Origin of the sequence: Roseateles sp. 22389 (assembly GCF_052044995.1) — a bacterium.
Taxonomy (GTDB): domain Bacteria; phylum Pseudomonadota; class Gammaproteobacteria; order Burkholderiales; family Burkholderiaceae_C; genus Roseateles.
Genome location: NZ_JBQEOF010000003.1, coordinates 195,813 through 217,931 on the forward strand (window position 1 = coordinate 195,813; position 22,119 = coordinate 217,931).

The window sequence follows — 22,119 nt, forward strand, 5'->3', positions numbered from 1 at the left end:
CCCGCGTCATTCAGGTCGACGATCGCGGCCGGCCCGAGGCAGGCCGGCACGCCTGCAAGGTCAGCTCAGCTTGACGTCGATCTTGCGCGGCTGCGCGTGCGCGGCCTTGGGGATGCGCACCCGCAGCACGCCGTGGTTCAGTTCGGCGCTGATCTGGTCGGCGTCGAGTTCCTTGCTCAGCGTGAACGCGCGGCGATAGAACTGGCGCGACACCTCGACATGGCCGGCGGCCAGTCCGGCGGGCAGGTCCAGTTGCATCTCGGCCTCGATGACCAGGCGGTCCTGGTCGACGCGCAACTGGAGCTGCTCGCGCGGCACGCCGGGCAGGTCGGCGAACAGCGTCAAGCCTTGCGCGTCCTCGATCACGTCGACGGCGGGCTGGATCGCGTAGTCGTCGCGTCGGCGCGCGGCCTGCGTCGAGGCGGCGGCAAAGGTCGAAGCCGACACGGTGGCGGCGTCGGTGGCGGGGGTGTGAACGGCGGTCGTGCTCATGAAATGCTTTCGTCTCGGGGTTCCGGGGACTTGATCGCGGCGGGCGCGGATCAGTGGATGTCGATGCGGCGGGGCTGCGGCGCGGGACGGCGCTTGACGCTGACGCGCAGCACGCCGTCCTTGTAGGACGCGGTCACCTGCTCCGGATCGATGTCGTCGGGCAGGCTGACAACGCGGCGGAACTTGCCGGCGAAGCGCTCGCGCTGATGGACGATGGTCTTGCCGGCCGACGCGGCCGGTTGGGCCGCGGTCTCGCCGTCGCCCTCGGTCGCGGACGGCTTGGCGGCCAGCGGCGACACGCGCTCGCCGGACAGGCTCAGCACGCCGCGGTCCAGGTCCACGCCGATCGTGGCCGGGTCCAGGCCGGGGGCGAAGGCATAGACCTCCACCGCCTCCGGCGACAGGCCCACGTTGAGGGCCGGATAACCCCCGCGCGCGACGCCACGGCCGGCGGTGGCTTCGAACAGGCTGCTCATCTCGCGCTGGAAGCGGTCCAGGTCGTTGAACAGTTCACGGGCAAACAGTTGACGGTACATGCGGGGCTCCTTGGCTTCCTGCGGATGGGTCGCGGCGGGGTGTCCGCCATGACTCCCCAACTAGGAGCGCCCGGTCGCGCTTCAAGATCTTGAAATCGAGGGTGGCCCGTCCCCATATGCCGCGCCCGCCGCGCGGGGCCCGAACCCCGCCACAGACGCGCTACCTTGGACAGTGCGCGCCGCTGTCCGCCCAGGCTTTGATCAGATCGGTGAATTCCTTCTGGGTGCCCGGCGCCGGCGCGCGGCCAGCACCGGGAGACCAGGCCCAGCCGACCAACTCATCGCGCGCCATGTGGTCGATGATCTGGTCCATCGTCTTGCCACCGTTGCGTGATCGGTCTTTCAGCTGCTTGCAGATCTCGCCGAGGGCACGGCCGTGCCAGGCCATCTCGAGCGGCGCCAGGTGCCAATGCTCGTTGCCCGGCACGCTGAAACTCCGCGTCGCTTGGAAGTTCTGGGCGCCGTGGCAGCTGGCGCAACGCATCGCCGTGGTGCCGAAACCGTCCTTGCCGCGCAAGACCAACGGCTGGTGCAGCTGCATGCCGTCGCCCTGCAGTGGGCGGTTGCCATTCGGATGGCAGTTCAGACAGCGGGGATGCTGGATCACCTTGCCCGCTTCGACAAACAGGGCCTGCGACCGTGCCTTGTCATCCGCGATGCTCGAGAACTGCGACGGCGAGCGCAAGGTGGTGGCCGGCGCACTGGCGGCGGCGGGCTGTGCCTGAACCCAGCCGGCCGCCAGCAGCCAGCCGCCGGCGATGAGCATCCCGGCGGTTTTCATGCGGCCCACGCCGAAGCCGCGGGTGGGTGGGAATGTCGACATGCTCTCTCCCGAAGGCGGCCGTGGGTGCCGGTCCGCTCACGCTGCGGCCATCGCGGCCGCTTGATGGATGGCCGCACGGATGCGCGGGTAGGTACCGCAGCGGCAGATGTTGCCGGCCATGGCGGCGTCGATGTCCGCATCGGTCGGCTTGGGGTTCTGCCTCAGCAGCGCAGCTGCGGCCATCAGTTGCCCGCTCTGGCAGTAGCCGCACTGCACCACGTCGACATCGGTCCACGCTGCCTTCAGCGTGGCCACCTGCGGCCCGGACAGCCCTTCGATGGTGGTCACCTCGCGCAGGCCGACCGCCGAGATCGGCGTGACGCAGGAGCGCGTCGGCTCGCCATCGATGTGCACGGTGCATGCGCCGCACAGCGCCATGCCGCAACCGAACTTGGTGCCGGTCAGCTGCAGCTCGCCACGCAACACCCACAACAGCGGTGTGTCGGGCTCGGCCAGCACCTCCACAGGCTTGCGATTGATCGTCAACGGGGTCATGAGACTTCTCCGGGTCAAGCCAGCTTCAGTGGCAGGCGGCGCAGCCGCTGGCCGGTGAGGGTGAACAGGGCGTTCGCCACAGCCGGGGCGACCGGCGGCGTACCGGGTTCGCCGACGCCTTCGGGGTTCTCGTCGCTGGCGATGACTTCGGTGTCGATCACCGGACATTCATCGAAGCGCAGCACGGGGTTGTTGTGGAAGTTGGTCTGCTGGACCTGCCCCTTCTCGATGCGCACCTCATCGTTCAACGCGGCCGACAAGCCGTAGACGATGCCGCTTTCCATCTGTTGGCGCACCAGGTTCGGGTTGATGGCAAGGCCGCAGTCGATCACGCAGGTCACACGGTGGACGCGGATGCGCTTGTCGGGGGACACCGACACCTCCGCCACCTGCGCCACGATGGAGCCGAAAGACTGATGCAGAGCCACGCCACGGGCACGCTGGGTGCCATCGGCGGCCGCAGGCAGGGGCTGGCCCCAACCCGACAACTCGGCAGCGCGCTGCAGCACCTTCAAGTGCCGAGGGTGCCTGGCCAGCAGCGCGGCGCGGAAGGCCACTGGATCGCGCCCGGCGGCGTGGGCCACTTCATCGAGGAAGCTCTCCTTGAAGAAGGCGTGGTGCGAATGCCCGACGGAGCGCCAGAAGCCGACCGGCACGAGCAACTCCACGGCCTCGTGGCCGATGCGTGCCGAGGGCCACTCATAGGGCTGGTCGAAGGCGCCTTCCGAGGTGGTCCGGTCGGGCACGGCGGCGCGCAAACCGAGCATGCGCTCGATGACCTGCGGCATGATGGCCTGACCGGCCGAGGTGTTCAGCCAGCCCAGCAACTGGCCGGAGGCGTCAAGCCCGGCCTGGAAACGCGAGACGCATGCCGGACGGTAGAAGTCATGCGTCGTGTCCTGCTCGCGCGACCAGATGACCTGGACCGGCGCGCCGCCCGTCTCGCGGGCGATGGCCGCCGCCTGGGCGATCACGTCGACTTCACAGCGCCGGCCGAAACCGCCACCAAGCAGCTGCATCTGCACGTCGACCTGTTCGACCGCGAGACCCAGCACCTTGGCCACGGAGCGGCGCGCCATGTCGGGAACCTGCGTAGCGGCCCATACGGTGGCGCGCCCCTCCTTGAACTGGACAGTGCAGTTCATCGGCTCCATCGTCGTGTGGGCCAGATATGGCGCGCGGTACTCGGCCTTGACGGTCTTCACGGCGCTCTTGAGCGCGGCATCGACGTCACCATGCTTGTAGAAGTGGAAGCCTTCGTCTGTGTCCAGCGATTGCGCCAGACGCTGATAGATCTCATCGGAGGACAAGTTCGCCGCCACCCCATCATCCCACTCGACGCGCACCGCCTTGACGGCGCGCATCGCGTGGTAGGGCGTGTCGGCAATCACCGCGACGCCACCGGTGCTGCCGTAGAGCGGCGGCAGCGCAAGCACCTTCCTCACACCAGGCAACTTCTGCGCGTCGGCGGCATCGAAGCTGGCGACGCGGCCGCCCAGAGTCGGGCACATTTCCACGCTGGCGTATTGCATGCCGGGCTGCAGCACGTCGATGCCGAAGCGTGCGCTGCCGTCCATCTTCGACGCGGCTTCGAGGCGTTTACGCGGCTTGCCAATCAACTTGAAGGTCTTGGGATCCTTCAGCACAACGGCATCGGGCAATGGCTGGCTCGCCGCTGCGGCCGCCAATTCTCCGAAGGATGCGCTCCTGCCGGACGGGTGCATCACGTGGCCTGCCTCAACGCGGCATTCCCTCGCCTTCACTCCCCATTCCTGGGACGCGGCGGCCAACAGCATCGCTCGCGCTGACGCGCCGGCCTGGCGCATCGGCAACCAGAGATCCCTCATGCTGGAGGAAGTCCCCGTGAGCATCAGACCGAACTCGCGCATCGCCTTGCCGGTGATCCGCTCGGCGATGGCCTTCAGCGTGCCGTGGTCATCGGGGTGGAAGGGCAGGCTTTCGACGATTCCGGCGACGTTCTGATAGATCTTGTCGATGGGCGCCTGTTCAACGCGAACCTGCGCCCAATCGGCATCAAGTTCCTCCGCCAGCACCATCGCCAGACCGGTGTAGATGCCCTGCCCCATCTCGGCCTTGCACATCACGATGCCGACCGTGTTGTCCGCGCCGATCTTGACCCAACCGTTCAGCGCCGACTGTCCCGGGCCAGTCGGCAGCGGATCGGACGTAACCAGGCGCGGCCTGGGCGGTATCGCCGTCCAGCCCACCATCAGCGCCCCCAGCGCGCCCGCCAAGCCGGCACTGCCGAGCAACACAGTTCTTCGCGTAACCATGGCCAAACCCCTGCGTCGCTCGTCGTCGAGCAAATAAGAGACCGATGGTCCTCAGTTTAGCAGACCGTCAGTCTCTTGTGTTGTTTCTAAGATACAGGGATGAAGCCTCCACCACCCTATTTACGCGCGCGCTCTCCTGAGCAAAAGGAGGAGCGCCGGCGTCAGCTGCTCGACACAGCAAAGTCCCTGCTGCTGGAGATCCCGGACGTGCACGCCCTGGGCATCAATGAGCTGGCCCGCAAGGCCGGCATGACCAAGTCCAATGTCTACCGCTACTTCGAGAGCAGCGAAGCCGTCCTGCTCGATGTCCTGGTCGAGGAGTTCATGGCCTGGCAGGGCGAACTGGTCCAGGCGCTCAACCGCGGCGGCAAGCGCAAAGGGACCATCGAACACATCGCCGGGGCGTTCTCGTCGACCTTCGTGGCACGTCCGCTGCTTTGCCGGCTCACCAGCATCTTCCCGTCCATCCTCGAGCGCAACGTCTCCTTCGAACGCATGGTCCAGTTCAAGCACGGCCTGCTGGCGGTGCGTCAAGAAACTGCGATGGCTTTCCATGTCAGCGTGCCAAGCATTTCGGCCGCGACGTTCGACAGGTTCATCCACCTCGCACTGCCGCTGCTGATCGGTCTGTGGCCACTGGCTGTCCAAGGGGAAGTCGCCGCGGCGGTCATCGCACGCGAGGAACTGGCGCCACTGCGGTATCGATTCCAGCAGGACCTGGAAGAAGGCATGTCAATGCTGCTGCGCAGTCTTGCGGTCAGTCAGGGTGGCTCGCCCAGGCGAAGGGCGCCCGTTCAGTCCGCTCGGAGAGCAGCCCCTCGGGGGCCGTGAATCACCTCAAGCGCAGCACGTCCTGCGCCGTCACCGCCGGCGCCTGGTTGCCCCAGCTCTGACGGATGACCGTCGCGACCGCGGCCATTTCCTCCTCGCTCAGCACCTGCCGCCACGGCGGCATGCCGTAGGGCCGGGGGTGGGCGGCGGTGGTCGGCGCGTAGCCGCCGTCGGCCAGCGTCTGCAGCAGGTTCTGCGGCGCGTCGAGCGTCACGGCGCGGTTGCCGGCCAGCGGCGGATAAGCCGGCTGGCCGTCGATGCGCCGTCCCTGGCCCCGATCGCCGTGGCAATCGGCGCAGTGCTTCGCATAGACCTGGCGGCCGAGGTCCAGCTGCGCCGGCGGCGCCGGCTTGAACTCGGCCGGCGTGGTCGCCTCGCGGGGCAGACCGCGCAGGTAGACGGCGATCGCGCGCGCGTCCGCCTCGCTCAGATGCTGCAGGCTTTCGGCGACGACATCGGCCATCGGCCCCAGCGCCGCGCCGCGCGGCGACCAGCCGGCGCGCAGCCAGTGCGCCACCTCGTCCTCGGACCAGTCCTGCACGCCCGCGGCCCGTGGATCCGCCAGCGACGGCGCGGTCCAGCCCTGCACGCCGACCCAGCCGCCGCGCAGCCCCGTCGCGTCGCGCAGCGCGCCCAGCCGGTTGCGCGGCGCATGGCATTCGGCGCAATGACCCACCGCCTGGACCAGGTAGCGGCCCCGCGCGATCACCGCCTGGGGGCCCTCCCCGCGCGACGCGCCGCGATCGGCGCCGGGCTCGTCCTGCGACGGCGCATCGCCGGGCGTGAAGTACATCAGGCGCCACACCGCCAGCGCGGTCTGCCAGCGATAGGGCCAACCGAGCTGGTGGGCCGGCGCGGCCTGCCGGACCGCCGGCTGCTGGCGCAGCCACGCGAAGATCGCATCGGCATCCTCGCGCGACATCGCCGTGTAGCTGGTGTACGGAAAGGCCGGATAGAGCAGCCGTCCATCGCGGCTGCGGCCGTGGTGCATCGCGCGCCAGAAGTCGTCGGCGGACCAGCGACCCAGGCCGGTTTCCGGATCGGGCGTGAGGTTGCTGCTGAACAGCGTGCCGAAGGGCGTGCCCAGCGGCAGCCCGCCCGCCAGCGGCGCGCCGCCGCGCGGACTGTGGCAGCCGGCGCAGTTGGCGACGCGCGCCAGGTAGGCGCCGCGCGCGATCAGCGCGGGGTTGGTGTCCTCGGCGCCGGACAGGGCCGGACGGCCGGACAGCCAGAGCTCCCGTCCCCAGGCACCCGCGATCAACAGCAGCGCCATCACGGGCAGCGCGATCGCCAGGCCGAGCAGTCCGCGCAGGAAGGTCTTCATCGGCCGCGCCGGGTCCTGCGCCGGCCACGAGCCGGCGTCGCGGGGCGCCGCCCCCGATGCGTGTTCCGGCCCGCTCATGGCGCGAGGCCTCCGCAAGCCACCGGGAGCGGCGCCGACGACGGCGGCTCCGGATGCGCACCTGCCGGGCGTGCCGCGAGCCAGCTCGCGACCACGGCGACGTCGTCGGCCGACAGCGCCCGGGCCACGTCGGCCATGCAGTCCGGCGCATGCGCGCGCCGCAGTCCGTTGCGCCAGGCGCCGAGCTGCCCGACGAGGTAGTCGCGCGGCAATCCCAAGAGGCCAGGGATCGCCGGCTGGCGACCCGCCATCGACGGCCCGTGGCAGGCGGTGCACGCCGGCACGCGGCGCGACGGATCGCCCTGCGTCACCAGCCGCTCGGCCCGGGCCTGCTGCTCCGCGCCGAGCCCGGACGGCGCGGGCGCCGGATACGGGACGTCGAGCGCGGCGAAATAGCCGGCGATCTCACGCAGGTAGTCGTCGCTCATGTTGCGCAGCAGCCCGGCCATCAGCGCGTGATGGCGACGCCCGTCGCGGAAGGCCTGCAGCTGGTTGAAGAGATAACCCGCCGGCTTGCCCGCCAGCCGCGGGAAATAGCCCTGCGGCGTCGCCCGGCCCTGCGGGCCGTGGCACAGCGTGCAGGCCTGGACGCGCTCCGCGATGTCGTTGCTCAGCGGCCGCAGCGGACGGCCGCCGGGCGCGGCTTCCTCGTCCGTGCCGATGGCGGAGGCCGCCGGGGCGGCCGGTACTGCTGGCGCGATCCGTGGGACCGGCGCGGCCGTCGCGGTCGGAGCGGGCTTCGCCGCCGGGACGGGCTTCGCGGCCGGGGCGACCTGGGAGGAAGAGGTCGGCGACGCCTGCGCGAACGCGACGGAGGCGGTGGACGGTCCCAGGCCCAGTACGGCGGCGATGAGGACGCCCGTGACGATTCGGGTGCGATTCATCGGGCCATCATCGCCGCTGGTCCTGTGCCGGCCATCGCAGCGCGGTCCAGCCGTCGCGCCCCTGGTGCTTGGCCTGGTACAGCGCGCGGTCGGCCAGGGCGATCAGGTCCATCGCCGGCGCCTCGATGTCGGCGACGGTGGCGATGCCGATGCTGGTCGTGATCGCGACCTCGGCCGGGCGTGCCGCGCGCACCGCGTCGACGATCTTGGCGGCGACCTGCTCCGCCTCCTCGGGCCGGTTCAGACCCTCCAGCACCGCGACGAACTCGTCGCCCGCGATGCGGGCCACGTGGTCGCTGCCGCGCACCGCGCGACGCAGCACGGCCGCGAACTCGCGCAGCACGACATCGCCCACGCCGTGACCGTGCGTGTCGTTGATGGCCTTGAAGCGGTCGATGTCCAGGAACAGCAATGCCATCACGCGGCCCTCGCGCGCGAGCCGACGCTGCCGCGCCAGCGCCGCGGCCAGCGCCTGGTCGAACTCGCGCCGGTTGGGCAGCCCGGTGAGCGCGTCGGAACTGGCCAGCCGCGCCAGCTGCGCCTCGGCCTGCTTCATGACGGTGATGTCGACGGACAGGGTGAAGATGCCCTGCACGCGACCGTCCGCGACCACGTCGGGCACGTACACGGTGCGCAGGTGCCGCTGCTTGCCCAGCATCACCGAGGTGATCTCGAACTCGACCCGCTCGCCGCTCAGCGCCAGGTCCAGCTGCGCGCTGCGCTGACTGGTGCTGGCCTGCCCGAACACGTCGTCGATGTGCAGGCCGATCGCCGCCTGCGGGTCCAGGCCGAACCAGGTGCGCAGGGTCTCGTTGACGTAGCGCATCCGGCGCTCGGCGTCGATGTAGGTGATGAACACCGGCAGGTTGTCGGTGACGGCCTTCATGCGGCGCTCGCTCGCGGCGACCAGCGCCTCGGCGCGCTTGCGCTCGGTGATGTCCATCGAGCAGGCGTAGAAACCCTCGACGCGGCCGTCGACCAGCTCCGGCACGAAGCGCTGGTGGAAGTGCAGCGTCTCGCCGTCGATCACCTGCTCGGCGTCGAAGGACACCGCCTCGCCGCGCATCACGCGCTCGACGAAGGGGCGCATCTGCGCCGCGTTCTCGGTCCCGCGCACCTGCTCGAGCGTGCGGCCCCGCAGCGCGGCGGGATCGGCGTGGAAGACGCGGCCGACCTCGGCATTGGCGAAGCGCAGCAGGCCGTCGGCGTCGTAATGGCTGATCAGCGCGGGCACGTTGTCGGTGATGCCCTTGAGGCGTTTCTGCGTCCGCATCAGCTCGCGCGAGCGCAGGACGACCTGGGAGGTCGCCATCACGGTGAACAGTCCCAGCATCGCCAGCCCGGCCAGCATCAGCAGCTCGGTGTGGCCGGCCTCGCGCGACAGCCGCTCGCTGATCGCGGCGCGCTCGGCGCGCAGCGACGAGGTCAGCTCGCCCAGCACGTCGCGCAGCTCGTCCATGTGGTGCAGGCCCTGGTCGTTGAGCACCAGTTCCAGGGCCTCGTCCTGCCGGCCCGAATCGTGCAGCCGGATCGTCTGGTTCATCTCGCCGAGCTTGAGGTTCACCAGCTCGCGCACGCGCGCCAGCTTCGGCGCGTGGGCGGGGTCCTGGTCGCGGGCGCCGAGCTCCTCGACGCGGCGGTCGAGGTTGCGCACGGCGTCGCGGTAAGGCTGCAGGTAGCTGGCGCGCTGGGTCAGCAGGTAGCCGCGCTGGCCGGTTTCCGCATTGAGCAGGTCCTCCATCAGCGTGGTCATCGACGGCAGCACGTTGTTGATGCGGTCGGCGCGGCGCAGGTCGTCCAGCGTCGCCCGCGCCCGCCAGGCCAGCAGCGCCACGATCACGCCCATGGCCACCAGGGCCACCATCAGGAGCCCCACGCCGCGACCGAGGCTGGTGCGGTGGATCGGCTCGGCGGAGGAACGCATGCGACGTCTCGGGCGGGTCGGTCTCTTGAAGGCGGATCGGCGGGACGGGTCCGGCGGGAGCCGGCGGTAGAGAGGAGTGCGGGCGATTATGGGTGCGGCCGTGCGATCTGCGTCAAGCTGGCATCGGCCCCGGTGGAGGGCGCATGGCCGCGTGCGACAGTCCGGGGATGTCCCGGATTCCCCTCCTGCGCCGTCCCGACCCGCATGGCCATGCCAAGGTCAGCTTCGTCGAGCTGTTCTTCGACCTCGTCTTCGTCTTCGCCGTCACGCAGCTGTCGCACACGCTGATCGGGCATTTCGCCCACGACGGCGTCACGCTGCGCGGCGCGGCGCAGACCGGTTTCCTGATGCTGGCGGTCTGGTGGGTGTGGATCTTCACCTCCTGGGTGACGAACTGGCTGGACCCGGAGCGGCTGCCGGTGCGCCTGTGCCTGTTCGCGATGATGCTGGCCGGGCTGCTGATGTCGGTGTCGCTGCCCCAGGCCTTCGGCGAGCGCGCGCTGATGTTCGCGCTGTCCTTCACCGCCCTGCAGGTCGGCCGCACGCTGTTCTTCCTCTGGGCGGCGCGCGGTGCCGACCTGGCCCTGGTGCGCAACTTCCAGCGCATCGGCGCGTGGCTGTCGGTGTCGGCCGCGCTGTGGATCGCCGGCGCGCTGCATGAGGACCTGCGGGTGCCGCTGTGGGTCGTGGCCCTGGGCATCGAGGTGATCGGCCCGTCGGCCGGGTTCTTCGTGCCGGGGCTGGGCCGTTCGACGACGGCGGACTGGAATGTCTCCGGCGGCCACCTGGCCGAGCGCTGCGCGCTGTTCGTGATCATCGCGCTGGGCGAATCGCTGCTGGTCACCGGCGCGACCTTCGCCGCGGCGCCGCTGACGCCGATGAGCCTGCTGGCCTTCCTGGTCTCCTTCGCCGGCAGCCTGGCGCTGTGGTGGCTCTACTTCGACACCACCAACGACTTCGCCACCGGCCGCATCACCCACAGCGACGATCCGGGGCGGCTGGCGCGGCTGGCCTACACCTACATCCACCTTCCCATCGTGGCCGGGATCATCGTCAACGCGGCGGCGGACGAGTTCGTGCTCGCCCATCCCGACGGCCACACCGACCTGAAGACGGCGCTGTGCCTGCTCGGCGGCGTGGGGCTGTATGCCGTCGGCGTCGGGCTGTTCAAGCGCGCGGTGGTCGGGCACTGGCCGTGGTCGCACGGCGTGGCGGTGCTGGTGCTGGCGGCGGCGGGGCCGTTCGTGCAGGCCTGGCCGCCGGTGGGGACCAGCGCCTTCGCCTGCGCCGTGCTGGTGGCGCTGGCGGCCTGGGAGCGGCGCTCGCGGGCGCAGTGTCTCGTGCCCGACAGCGCGACCGAGGACAGCGACCCTAGCATCGGACCATGAGCGCCCCTTCCACCCCTTCTGCCCCTTCCCCCGCCGCCAGGTTCATCGCCGAGCCGCATCCGGCCGATGCCCTGTTCCCGCCAGCCGCGCGGCGCCTGTCCGTCGAGGTCGAGCCCGGCGTGCGCATCCATGCGCGCGTCTGCGGCGAGGGTCCGCCGCTGCTGCTGATCCACGGCCATCCGCAGACGCTGGCGATCTGGCACCGCGTGCTGCCGGCGCTGGCGGCGCGGTTCAGCGTCGTGATGCCGGACCTGCGCGGTTATGGCGATTCGTCCAAGCCCGCCGGCGCGTCGGACCACGCGAACTACAGCAAGCGGCGCATGGCGCTGGACCTGGTCGCGGTGATGGCCGCGCTGGGGCATGGGCGCTTCCGCGTGCTGGCGCACGACCGCGGCGCGCGGGTGGCGCACCGCATGGCGGCGGACCATCCCGCGGTGGTCGAGCGGCTGGCGCTGCTGGACATCGCGCCGACGCTGGCGATGTACGAGCAGACGACCGAGGCCTTCGCGCGGGCGTATTGGCACTGGTTCTTCCTGATCCAGCCGGCGCCGATGCCGGAGCGGCTGATCGAGGCCGACCCTGCCGCTTATGCGCGGGACACGATGGGACGCCGGCATGCGGGCCAGGCGGCCTTCGACCCGCGCGCATTCGTGGAGTACCAGCGGGCGCTGGCGCTGCCCGGCACCGCGCACGGCATGTGCGAGGACTACCGCGCCGCCGCGGGCATCGACCTCGAACACGACCGGGCGGACCGCGATGCGGGCGTCAAGCTGGCGATGCCGCTGCGCGTCTACTGGGGCGCGCAGGGCGTGGTGGCCAAGTGCTTCGATCCGCTGGCGGAATGGCGGCGGGTGGCCTCGGAGGTCGACGGCGAGGCCCTGCCCTGCGGCCACTACATCCCCGAGGAGGCGCCCGATGCGCTGCTGGCGGCGGTGATGCCGTTCCTGCGCGCGGGGCTTTGATCGAGGAAGCGGCGCTGCGACCGTTACGCTGCGTCCTTTGACGACATCCGGAGTGAAGGCATGAACAAGCTGGTCGCCCTTGGGCAGTTGGCGGGCGGCGCGGTGCTGTGGATCGCGGCGGTGGTGGCGGGCGTGAATGCGCTGAGGCCCTTGATCGGCGCCGCGGAAGGCGCGGGCGCGCCGAGCGGCGCGACAGGCGCGCTGGTGATCGTGCTGCTGCTCGCGGGCGTCGGGACCTGGCTGATGCGCAACGGCTGGCGGCGGTTGCGGGCGAAGGCCGGCGGGCATTGCTGATCGGTTGATTGGCTGATTGGCTGATTGGCGAATCGGCTGATGGATTGGCGGGTCCACGGATCGATCAGCCAGGCATGGCCAGCGGCTAGGTCGCCAGCGCCTGCATGTCGGCAATGAGTTCCGGCCTCGACGCGTGGGCATAGGACTCGCGCTTCAGCTCGAGCGCCTCGATCATCGCCAGGTTGTTCAGCAGGAAGTTGTCGAGCACGGTGTACCAATTCAGGACGAAGCGCTTCATGCGGTTGTCGTCGCTGACCAACCCCGTCAGACCCTTTTGCAACTGGCCCTGCATCCGGCTGCGGATCTCCGTATCCGCCTCCGAGATCTTCCGCCCGATCAGGATCAGCTCGAAGTGCATGGCTTCACTGCCGAACTCCGCATGCTTCTTGATCAGCTGTGCATAACCGTCGAGCTGCTGGAGGTGCCGGTAGTTTAGGGCGACGCTTGGGCGCTTGATCTCCACCACGATGCAGCGATAGATCCTGCGGCCCATCGAGTCGTAATGCGGCACCTTGCGGGCAAGGAACAAGTCCGCCTGCTTGTTCGCGCCATCGATGAACGCTGACTCGCTCTCATCCAGGTCGCTCACGTCGACGTCGTCGATGCCCTTCACCGCATCGCGGAGCGACTTGGCGATCTTGGTGAACGTATCCTCCTCGGCCCCGAGAGTCTCGTAGGCACTGCCGAACAGCCAAGTGTTGGCTTCGATGATGCCCTGCAGGTCCGGTGTCTCAAGCGTATCGAGGTAGTGGTCGTTCATCAGCGCCCTCAGCTTCTCGGCCACCTCGTGCCTGCGGCGGAGGATCTCGATCGCGGAGACGACGCTTTGCAAGGACACGCTCTTTAGCTGCATGGCGAGCCGCTTCGTCGTGGCATCGTCCAGCTCGAGCACGCTGTTGAGCACCTCGAAGATGGCGTCGTTCTCATTGGAGACGGCCAGCTTGTCGAGGAGCAGCACGATGATCTTCTTCTGATTCTTCTTGAGCGACGTCCATGCTGTCGGATCCGCCGTGTAGATGGCCCGCAGGATGCTCTTCGTGTTCTCGAATCGCCACTGCTTGTAGTCCTCGGGCAGTCCTTCGTAGCTGGGGAAGACGCCGTCGGCAAGATGGCTCGCCATCTCCCGGTCGAAGGGATCATCGGGGAGCGCCTCACGGAAGGACGTGGTGGGTGCCGTCGGTGCGGGGAGGTCTTGCGTCGCCATGTCGGAGCCTGGTCGCTTGTGGGTTCGATGCGGCAGATGATCTCCGTGACGCGATCGGCCAGCCATCACCTCCATTGGCGGAGAAGCGAGCGACACCCACGGCAACATGCCGTGGCGCTGACTGGAATCATGAAAAAAGGGCATGCATCCCTGCACGCCCGAAGGGGCACCGGTCATGAGCCGGTCGCGAACGAAGGGGCCGGGTCTTGCCCGGCCGCGGGCCTCAGGCCGGAGCGTTCCAGCCGCCGCCCAGCGCCCGCACCAGGCCGACCGTCGCCTGGTACTGCGCGGCCTGCACCTGCAGCGCCGCGCGGCGGTTGCGCAGCTCGCTGCGGCGCGCGTCCAGCAGGTCCAGCTGGCTGACCAGCCCGTTGCGGTAGCGCGAGTCCGACAGCGCCGTCGCGCGCGTCGACGACTGCACCGCCTGCCCTTGCACGTCCGCCTGCTGCGACAAGGTCTGCAGACCCACCAGCGAGTCCTCGACCTCGCGCAGCGCCTGCAGCAACTGCTGGCGGTAGCTCGACATCGCCAGGTCCAGGCCCGCCGCCGCCGATTCGACGCCGGCCTTGCGCCGGCCACCGTCGAAGATCGGCAGCGACAGCAGCGCGTCCACCGACCACGCCCGCGCCGACCACCGGAACACATCGCTCAGCTCCGGCGAGGCATAACCGCCGTTGGCCGTCAGCGTCAGGCTCGGGAACCACGCGGCCTGCGCCACGCCCACCCGCGCCTGCGCCGCCAGCAGGCCGCGCTGCGCCGCGGCCACGTCCGGACGACGCGCCAGCATCGCGCTCGGCAGGCCCGACGGGATCGCCGGCAGGGCCGCCAGCGCCGTGTCCTCGGCCACCTTGAAGCCCGAGGCCGGCTCGCCCAGCAGCACCGACAAGGCGTTCTCCAGCTCGGCCCGGCGGCGGTCCAGGCTGATCGCCTCGGCCTCGGTCGCGGCCACCTCGGTCTGCACCCGCGCCAGGTCCAGCTCGGCCACGTCGCCCGCCTGGTAGCGGCGCTGCGTCAGCGCCAGCGTCTCGCGGTAGGCCGCCACCGTGTCGCGCACCAGGCGGCGCTCCTGGTCGGCGAAGCGCAGCGCCAGGTAGGTCTGCGCCACATCGGCCTGCACCATCAGCCGGGTCGACTGCAGCAGCGCCTCGCGCGATTGCGCATCCAGCGAGGCCGCGCGGCTGGCCTGCGACAGGCGGCCGGAAATGTCGACCTCCCAGCTCGCGGCCAGGCCGGCGTTCCAGACCGTCGCCGCGGCCGGGCCCTGCCCCGCCACGGTGCCGCGCGCCGCGCCGGCGCTGGCGCCGAGCTGCGGCAGACGGTCGGCGTTGGCGCTGCGCAGCAGCGCGCGGGCCTGCGCCAACCGCGCCGCGGCGCCTTGCAGGTCGGTGTTGCCGACCAGCGAGCGGCGGATCAGGTCGTTCAGCGTGGCATCGCCGAAGGCCAGCCACCAGTCGCCGCGCGGCTCGGCATCGGCCGGCGGGACCACCGCCCAGCGCGCCTCGCCCACCGTCGCGGGGGCGGTCGACTTGAAGGCCGCCGGCGTGGCCGGCAGGCGCGACTCGTCGATCGGCGGCGGCGTCGCGCAGCCGGCCAGCACCAACGCGGCCAGCAGCGTCGTCATCATCAGTTTCGTTTTCATGGCATCGACTCCTTCGCGTCCCCGCAAGCGGCGGGAAGCGCTCCGCCGGTCCCGGCGCCCGCGCGGTGGCGGGACGCCGGAGGTCCGGGGATCAAGATTGCGGGATCACTCGTGCTCGTGGCGCGGCGCGGCCGGGTGCGGACGGGCGTTGCCGCCCGGGCCGAAGTCGTGGCCCGCGCCCTGCTCGGGCTGGACGAAGGCCTCGACGTCATGCGGCACCTCGCCATGCTGCTTGAGCGGCTTGTTGCCGGTCAGGCGGCGCACCACCACGTAGAACACCGGCGTCAGGAACAGGCCGAAGGCCGTCACGCCGATCATCCCGGCGAACACCGCCACGCCCATCGCGTTGCGCATCTCCGCACCGGCGCCGGAGGCCAGCACCAGCGGCAGCACGCCCATCACGAACGCCATCGAGGTCATCAGGATCGGACGCAGCCGCAACCGGCTCGCCTCGATCGCCGCCTGCAACGGCGTCCTGCCGGCGAATTCGAGCTCCCGGGCGAACTCCACGATCAGGATCGCGTTCTTCGCCGACAAGCCCACCAGCACGATCAAGCCGATCTGCGTGAAGACGTTGTTGTCTCCATGGCTCAGCCAGACGCCGGTCATCGCCGCCATCAGGCCCATGGGCACGATCAGGATGATCGCCACCGGCAGGGACAGGCTCTCGTACTGCGCCGCCAGCACCAGGAACACCAGCAGGATCGCGAGCGGGAACACCCACACCGCGGAATTGCCGGCCAGGATCTCCTGGTAGGTCAGCTCGGTCCATTCGTAGCTGATGCCCGGGGGCAGCGTCTCCGCCGCGATGCGCGCGATCGCGTCCTGCGCCTGGCCGGTCGAGTAACCGGGGGCCGGGCCGCCGTTGATGTCGGCGGACAGGAAACCGTTGTAGCGCATCGCGCGTTCCGGGCCGAAGCTCGGCTGGACCTTCATCAGCGCCGACAGCGGCACCATCTCGCCCGAGGCCGAACGCACCTTCAGCAGGCCCACGTCCTCGGCGCGCGCGCGGTAGGCGGCGTCCGCCTGCACCCGCACGGTGTAGGTGCGACCGAACTTGTTGAAGTCGTTGACGTAGAGCGAGCCCAGGTAGATCTGCATCGTGTCGAACACGTCCGTCACCGCCACGCCCAGCTGGCGCGCCTTGGTGCGGTCCAGGTCGGCATACAGCTGCGGCACGTTGACCTGGTAGCTGGTGAACATGCCGGCCAGCTCGGGCGCCTGGTAGGCCTTGGCCATGAAGGCCTTGACCGCCTGGTCGAGCGCCTCGTAGCCCAGGCCGCCCTTGTCCTCGAGCTGCAGCTTGAAGCCGCCGGTCGTGCCCAGGCCCTGCACCGGCGGGGGCGGGAACATCACGACGAAGGCGTCCTGGATCTGCGCGAACTGCGCGTTCATGTTGCCCGCGATCTCGCCTGCGGACAGGCCCTTGCCGGTGCGCTGGTCGAAGGACTTGAGCGACGCGAACACGATGCCCGAGTTGGAGCTGTTGGTGAAGCCGTTGATCGACAGGCCCGGGAAGGAGATGGCGTGCTCCACGCCCGGCGTCTTCATCGCGATCTCGCTCATGCGGCGGATCACGTCCTCGGTGCGGTCCAGCGTGGCGCCGTCGGGCAGCGTCGCGAAGCCGATCAGGTACTGCTTGTCCTGCGCCGGCACGAAGCCGCTGGGCACCGCCTTGAACAGGCCCACGGTCAGGCCCAGCAGGCCGCCGTAGACGACCAGCATGATCACCTTGCGCGAGATCGCCTTGGTCACGCCGCCGCTGTAGGCCTTGGCGCCGCGGTTGAACAGCTTGTTGAAGCCGCCGAAGAAGCGGCCCAGCACCTTGTCCATCGCGCGGGTCAGCCAGTCCTTGGGCTCGTCGTGGCCCTTGAGCAGCATCGCGGCCAGCGCGGGCGACAGCGTCAGCGAGTTGACCGCCGAGATCACCGTCGACATCGCGATCGTCAGCGCGAACTGCTTGTAGAACTGCCCCGTCAGGCCGGTGATGAAGGCCAGCGGCACGAACACGGCCACCAGCACCAGCGCGATCGCGATGATGGGCCCGGAGACCTCGCGCATCGCGCGGTAGGTGGCTTCACGCGGACTGAGGCCGGACTCGATGTTGCGCTCCACGTTCTCGACGACCACGATGGCGTCGTCGACCACGATGCCGATGGCCAGCACCAGGCCGAACAGCGACAGCGCGTTGATCGAGAAACCGAAGAGGTGCATCACCGCGAAGGTGCCGATGATGGACACCGGCACGGCGAGCAGCGGGATGATCGACGCGCGCCAGGTCTGCAGGAACAGGATCACGACCAGCACGACCAGCGCCACCGCTTCCAGCAGCGTGTGGATCACCGATTCGATGGACGCCCGCACGAACTGCGTCGGGTCGTAGACGATCGAGTAGTCGACGCCTTCGGGCATCGCCTTCTTCAGCTCCGCCATCGTGGCGCGCACGTTGTTGGAGATCTCGATCGCGTTGGAGCCCGGCGCCTGGAAGATCGGGATCGCCACGGCGGACTTGTTGTCCAGCAGCGAGCGCAGCGCGTATTCCGACGCGCCCAGCTCGATGCGGCCCAGGTCGCGCAGCCGCGTCACCTGGCCGCCCGCGCCGGACTTGACGATGATGTCGCCGAATTCCTGCTCGCTGTTCAGGCGGCCCTGCGCGTTGATCGGCAGCTGCAGGTCGATGCCCTGCAGGCCGGGCGACGCGCCGACCACGCCGGCCGCGGCCTGCACGTTCTGCTCACGGATCGCCTGGACCACGTCGCTGGCCGACAGGCCATGCTCGGCGACCTTCTGCGGGTCCAGCCAGATGCGCATCGAGTAGTCGCCCGAACCGAATAGCTGCACCTGGCCCACGCCCTGGATCCGCGCCAGGCGGTCCTTGACGTTGAGCACCGCGTAGTTGCGCAGGTAGGTCATGTCGTAGCGGTCGTTGGGCGACAGCAGGTGCACGACCATGGTCAGGTCGGGACTGCTCTTGACCGTGGTCAGACCGAGCCGGCGGACCTCCTCGGGCAGGCGCGGCTCGGCTTGCGAGACGCGGTTCTGCACCAGCTGCTGCGCCTTGTCCGGGTCGGTGCCCAGCTTGAAGGTCACGGTCAGCGTCATGAGGCCGTCGGTGGTGGCCTGGCTGCCCATGTAGAGCATGCCTTCGACGCCGTTGATCGATTCCTCGAGCGGCGTGGCCACGGCTTCGGCGATGACCTTGGGGTTGGCGCCGGGGTACTGCGCGCGGACCACCACTTGGGGCGGCACGACCTCGGGGTATTCCGAGATCGGCAGCACCCGCACCGCGAGCAGGCCCGCGACGAAGATCAGCACCGACAGCACGCCCGCGAAGATCGGGCGGTCGATGAAGAATTTGGAGAGATTCATGTCAGTCTTTCAGATCGACTGGGAATGGAAGGCGGTGCCGGGCAGCGCCGAGGCGCTCCCGACCCGCTGACGGCCACGACGGCGGACCGGAGGCGATCCGGTCCGCGGCGTGCCGTCAGGATTTGTCGGCCTTCGCCGCGCCGTCCTTGGCCTGGAGTTCCGCCTTGGCGTTCATCGGCACCAGGGTGGGGGCCACCAGCGCGCCGGGACGCACCCGCTGCAGGCCGTTGACGACCACGCGCTCGTTGGGCTTCAGGCCGGTGGTGACGATGCGCAGCCCGTCGACGTTGGCGCCGAGCTGCACCTCGCGGTAGCTCAGCGTGTTGTCCGCGCCGACCACCATCACGAAGCGCTTGCTCTGGTCGGTGCCGACGGCGCGCTCGTTGACGAGCACCGCCGGACGCGACTTGGCCTGGCCCAGGCGGATGCGGGCGAACTGGCCGGGGATCAACGCGCCGTCCTTGTTGTCCAGCACCGCGCGCACCCGCACCGTGCCGCTGCGGGCATCGACCTGGTTGTCGATCAGCTGCAGCCGGCCGTTGAAGGGCGTGTCGGCGGTGGCGGCGGTGCCGATCTGCACCGGGATGCTGGACAGGTCGCCCATCGCGCCGGCCCCGCCCTTGGCGCTGCCGTGCAGCTCGCCCAGCGCGCGGGCGACGGTGCGCTCGTCGGCGTCGAAGCTGGCGTAGATCGGGCTGACCGAGACCAGCGTCGTCAGCACCGGCGCGCCGGGGCCGGCCGCCACCAGGTTGCCCTGCGTGACTTCCAGCTTGCCGACGCGGCCGGCGACCGGCGCGCGGACCTGCGTGTAGCCCAGGTTCAACTTGGCCGACTGCAGTGCCGCCTGCGCCGCGCGCAGGTTGGCGTTGGCCTCGTTGGAGGCGTTGCTGCGCTCGTCGAGCTCGCGCTGCGCGATGGCGCGCTCGCTCCACAGGCGGGTGGAGCGCTCCAGCTCGCTCTTCGTGTAGCTGACGCGCGCCTGCGCGGCCAGCACCTGCGCCTCGGCGCGGTCGACCTCGGCCTGGTAGGGCGCGGGGTCGATGGTGATCAGCAGCTCGCCGGCCTTGACCAGCGCCCCTTCCCGGAAGTGCACCGACTGCACCGCGCCCGACACCCGGGCGCGGACGTCGACGCGCTCGACGGCCTCGAGGCGGCCGGAGAACTCGTCCCAGGCCGCGACGTCCTGGCTGGCGACGGTGGCGACGGACACGGGGATCGCCTGCGGCGCGCCCGACGGTTGATTGGCGACCGCCTGCTGGCTGTGCAGGCCGACGACGAGAGCCCCGACGACCGCGGCGACGGCGGTGAGCGAGGTGGCAAAGATCTTCTTGTTCATGGTGGTGCTCCGTGGACGGGGGTAGACGTTGGGAGTTCGGGACGGCTGGGAAATCGGTGGATCGGTCAGGGGAAGGCTCGGTGGGCCGGTCAGGCGGGTTGCGGCCGGCGCGGGCCGGCGGGAGGAATCAGGGTCAGGAAATCGGCGAGCTTCTGGCGCAGCGCGCTCGCCCAGGGCTGCGGCGGCGCGGCCAGCGAGGGGCGCTTCATCAGGCTGCAGGGCCAGCCGCTCGGGCCGGCGATCAGCGCCTGCTGGACGTCGACGCCGGCGCGCTTCATCGCGCGGGCGTAGGCCAGGGTCTCGTCGCGCATCGGGTCGTCCTCGGCGCTGACGACCAGCGCCGGCACCAGGCCGGCGAGGCGGCTGGTGTTGGCCGGCGCGGCATAGGGATGGTCGCCGTCCTCGCCCTCGCCGAGGTAGGCGCGCCAGCCATGCATCCAGCGGCACTCGCCGTAGCCCGCCTCGGCCTGGCGCAGCGAGGCGGTGGCCATGCAGGGATTGAGCATCGGCCCGATCAGGATCTGGCCGGCGAGCTTGCGGTGGCCCTGGTCGCGCGCCATCAGCGCCAGCGCCGCGGCGAGGTTGCCGCCGGCCTCCTCGCCGGCGACCACCAGCGGCGCGCCCTTGCCGGACAGCCGCGTGCGCGCCTTGTGCAGGCCGGCCAGCAGCGCGTCCAGCATCTTCAGCGCGGCCGGGAAGACGTGGTCGGCGCCGGTCGGATAGTCGACGTCCACCACCACCGCGCCCGCGTCGGCCAGCAGGCGCGACACCAGTTCGCCGCTGTCCAGGTCGCCGCAGGTGAAGGCGCCGCCGTGCAGGTGCATGACGACCGGCGCGTCCTTGCGGCGCGCGGCACCCTTGTAGACGCGCACCGGCACGACGCCGTCGCCGGCGGGCAGGAGGTCGTCGTGGCAGGAGGTCAGCGGCAGCGCATCCATGGCAGGAGCAAAGGCCTGCTCCGCGTGGGGGCAGGCCGGTTCATGTTGCAATGCAGCGAAATTTAGAGATCGGACGCCGTCCGATAAACAGGGCCCGACGCGAATCAGCGTTTCATCGACGAAACAATCGATCGGGCAGGATGGCGACCTCGCGCGCGCACGAGACGCGCCGATCAGCAGCCGATCGGCAGTCGATGGGCAGCCGATCAACAGCAGCTCAGAAGCACATCAGCAGTCGCGGCCTCGCGCCGACATCAGGGGTTCAGGATGGACAAGCTCAATGCCATGCAGGCTTTCGCGCGCGTCGTGGAAGCGGGTACCTTCACGCGGGCGGCGGAATCGCTGGACCTGCCCAAGACCGCGGTGACGCGGCTGATCCAGTCGCTCGAGGAGCACCTCAAGGTCAAGCTGCTGAACCGCACCACGCGGCGCGTCAGCGTGACGCCCGATGGCGCCGCCTATTACGAGCGGGTCACGCGGCTGCTGTCGGACATCGAGGAGCTGGAGGGCTCGGTCTCGCATGCGCGCGCGGCGCCGAAGGGGCGGATCCGCGTGGACGTCGCGTCGAGCGTGGCGCGGCTGCTGCTGATCCCGGCACTTCCGGAGTTTTATGCAAGACATCCGGACATCCAGATCGACCTGGGCGTGTCGGACCGGCCAGTGGACCTGATCGGCGACAACGTCGACTGCGTCGTGCGCGGCGGCGAGATCACCGACCAGTCGCTGGTGGCGCGGCGCATTGGCGACTGGGGCTACGGCTGCTGCGCCTCGCCCGCCTACATCCAGCGCCACGGCATGCCGCAGCATCCGCTGGACCTGGAGTCGGACCAGCATCACGTGGTCAGCTATTTCTCGACCCGCACCGGCAAGCGCTTCCCGTTCGACTACAGCAAGAACGGCCAGCGCTACGAGATCTACGGCCACTACAAGGTTTCGGTCAACGACGGCAACGCGTACATGACGGCGGGCCTGACCGGGCTGGGCGTGATCCAGGCGCCCTACTTCATGATCAAGCCCCACATCGACGCTGGCGAGTTGGTGCCCTTCCTGTGCGACTGGGAATCGGACCCGCTGCCGCTGTACGTCGTGTATCCGCCGAACCGGCACCTGAGCACCAAGCTGCGGGTCTTCGTCGACTGGATCGCGGAGCTCTTCGACCGCCACTCGCAATGGCAGAAGCAGCTGGTGGCCAGCTGCGAGGCCAAGCGCTCCGAGTCCGATCAGGCCTACATCCCGCTGGAGGCGAACGCGGCGAAGCAGGCGGTGCTGAGCGCGGCGTGAGCTGGCGCCATCCGCGAAGCGTCCTCA

The 22,119-nt window shown here is 69.9% G+C and carries 18 protein-coding genes; 5 read left to right on the plus strand and 13 right to left on the minus strand.

Translation table 11 applies throughout. The features are described from left to right. Positions 1 to 60: 60 nt before the first annotated feature. From ACTJKJ_RS05845 to ACTJKJ_RS05865, 5 genes are all read right to left on the minus strand, one after another. Entirely contained in the window at positions 61 to 492 is a 432-nt protein-coding gene (locus ACTJKJ_RS05845) for an Hsp20/alpha crystallin family protein (protein ID WP_343602460.1), read from the minus strand. Between the two features lie 50 nt (positions 493 to 542). After that, on the minus strand, positions 543 to 1,028 hold the full coding sequence (locus ACTJKJ_RS05850) for an Hsp20/alpha crystallin family protein (protein WP_091720300.1): 486 nt from the start codon (positions 1,026 to 1,028) through the stop codon (positions 543 to 545). 160 nt (positions 1,029 to 1,188) lie between these two features. Further along, a complete protein-coding gene (locus ACTJKJ_RS05855; protein ID WP_297387905.1) occupies positions 1,189 to 1,851 on the minus strand; it encodes an Isoquinoline 1-oxidoreductase subunit in 663 nt (220 codons plus the stop codon). Positions 1,852 to 1,887: 36 nt separating this feature from the next. Further along, complete coding sequence (locus ACTJKJ_RS05860) at positions 1,888 to 2,346, minus strand: (2Fe-2S)-binding protein (RefSeq protein WP_091720293.1); 459 nt, start codon at positions 2,344 to 2,346, stop codon at positions 1,888 to 1,890. 14 nt (positions 2,347 to 2,360) lie between these two features. Further along, a complete protein-coding gene (locus tag ACTJKJ_RS05865) occupies positions 2,361 to 4,640 on the minus strand; it encodes a molybdopterin cofactor-binding domain-containing protein (RefSeq protein ID WP_440819970.1) in 2,280 nt (759 codons plus the stop codon). Positions 4,641 to 4,739: 99 nt separating this feature from the next. Here ACTJKJ_RS05865 and ACTJKJ_RS05870 point away from each other — a divergent pair, with 99 nt between their 5' ends. After that, positions 4,740 to 5,471 (plus strand): TetR family transcriptional regulator, encoded by a 732-nt coding sequence (locus ACTJKJ_RS05870; RefSeq protein WP_440819865.1) that lies wholly within the window; start codon positions 4,740 to 4,742, stop codon positions 5,469 to 5,471. Position 5,472: 1 nt separating this feature from the next. On the opposite strand, the gene ACTJKJ_RS05875 is transcribed toward ACTJKJ_RS05870, so the two are convergent. From ACTJKJ_RS05875 to ACTJKJ_RS05885, 3 genes are read right to left on the minus strand one after another with little or no spacing between them, the layout of a single operon-like run. Beyond that, a complete protein-coding gene (locus ACTJKJ_RS05875; protein WP_440819866.1) occupies positions 5,473 to 6,873 on the minus strand; it encodes a c-type cytochrome in 1,401 nt (466 codons plus the stop codon). Further along, positions 6,870 to 7,757 (minus strand): c-type cytochrome, encoded by an 888-nt coding sequence (locus ACTJKJ_RS05880; protein WP_255511961.1) that lies wholly within the window; start codon positions 7,755 to 7,757, stop codon positions 6,870 to 6,872. Before ACTJKJ_RS05880 ends, ACTJKJ_RS05875 begins: the two co-directional genes overlap by 4 nt. A 7-nt stretch (positions 7,758 to 7,764) precedes the next feature. Next, on the minus strand, positions 7,765 to 9,681 hold the full coding sequence (locus ACTJKJ_RS05885) for a diguanylate cyclase domain-containing protein (RefSeq protein WP_297387912.1): 1,917 nt from the start codon (positions 9,679 to 9,681) through the stop codon (positions 7,765 to 7,767). Between the two features lie 167 nt (positions 9,682 to 9,848). On the opposite strand from ACTJKJ_RS05885, the gene ACTJKJ_RS05890 reads away from it, so the two are divergent. The 3 genes from ACTJKJ_RS05890 to ACTJKJ_RS05900 are packed head-to-tail and all read left to right on the plus strand — an operon-like array spanning position 9,849 to position 12,325. Continuing rightward, positions 9,849 to 11,069 carry a low temperature requirement protein A gene (locus tag ACTJKJ_RS05890; protein ID WP_297387915.1) on the plus strand — a complete coding sequence of 407 codons (1,221 nt, stop codon included), beginning with the start codon at positions 9,849 to 9,851 and terminating at the stop codon, positions 11,067 to 11,069. Further along, positions 11,066 to 12,031, plus strand: a complete 966-nt coding sequence (locus ACTJKJ_RS05895) for an alpha/beta fold hydrolase (RefSeq protein WP_297387918.1) — start codon at positions 11,066 to 11,068, stop codon at positions 12,029 to 12,031. Before ACTJKJ_RS05890 ends, ACTJKJ_RS05895 begins: the two co-directional genes overlap by 4 nt. 60 nt (positions 12,032 to 12,091) lie before the next feature. Continuing rightward, on the plus strand, positions 12,092 to 12,325 hold the full coding sequence (locus ACTJKJ_RS05900) for a hypothetical protein (protein ID WP_297387921.1): 234 nt from the start codon (positions 12,092 to 12,094) through the stop codon (positions 12,323 to 12,325). A gap of 85 nt (positions 12,326 to 12,410) precedes the next feature. Here the strand turns inward: ACTJKJ_RS05900 and ACTJKJ_RS05905 are convergent, their stop codons facing one another. The 5 genes from ACTJKJ_RS05905 to ACTJKJ_RS05925 form a co-directional block, all read right to left on the minus strand. Beyond that, a complete protein-coding gene (locus ACTJKJ_RS05905) occupies positions 12,411 to 13,529 on the minus strand; it encodes a hypothetical protein (protein WP_297387926.1) in 1,119 nt (372 codons plus the stop codon). A gap of 223 nt (positions 13,530 to 13,752) precedes the next feature. Further along, on the minus strand, positions 13,753 to 15,168 hold the full coding sequence (locus ACTJKJ_RS05910) for an efflux transporter outer membrane subunit (RefSeq protein WP_297387929.1): 1,416 nt from the start codon (positions 15,166 to 15,168) through the stop codon (positions 13,753 to 13,755). Positions 15,169 to 15,273: 105 nt separating this feature from the next. Then, the gene (locus ACTJKJ_RS05915) at positions 15,274 to 18,537 is read right to left on the minus strand and encodes an efflux RND transporter permease subunit (protein ID WP_440819867.1); all 3,264 of its coding nucleotides are present in this window, start codon (positions 18,535 to 18,537) and stop codon (positions 15,274 to 15,276) included. Positions 18,538 to 18,652: 115 nt separating this feature from the next. Next, positions 18,653 to 19,873 (minus strand): efflux RND transporter periplasmic adaptor subunit, encoded by a 1,221-nt coding sequence (locus tag ACTJKJ_RS05920; RefSeq protein ID WP_440819868.1) that lies wholly within the window; start codon positions 19,871 to 19,873, stop codon positions 18,653 to 18,655. Positions 19,874 to 19,962: 89 nt separating this feature from the next. Next, entirely contained in the window at positions 19,963 to 20,811 is an 849-nt protein-coding gene (locus ACTJKJ_RS05925) for an alpha/beta hydrolase fold domain-containing protein (protein WP_297387938.1), read from the minus strand. Between the two features lie 267 nt (positions 20,812 to 21,078). Here ACTJKJ_RS05925 and ACTJKJ_RS05930 point away from each other — a divergent pair, with 267 nt between their 5' ends. Beyond that, positions 21,079 to 22,092 carry a LysR family transcriptional regulator gene (locus tag ACTJKJ_RS05930; protein WP_440819869.1) on the plus strand — a complete coding sequence of 338 codons (1,014 nt, stop codon included), beginning with the start codon at positions 21,079 to 21,081 and terminating at the stop codon, positions 22,090 to 22,092. Positions 22,093 to 22,119: the final 27 nt, after the last annotated feature.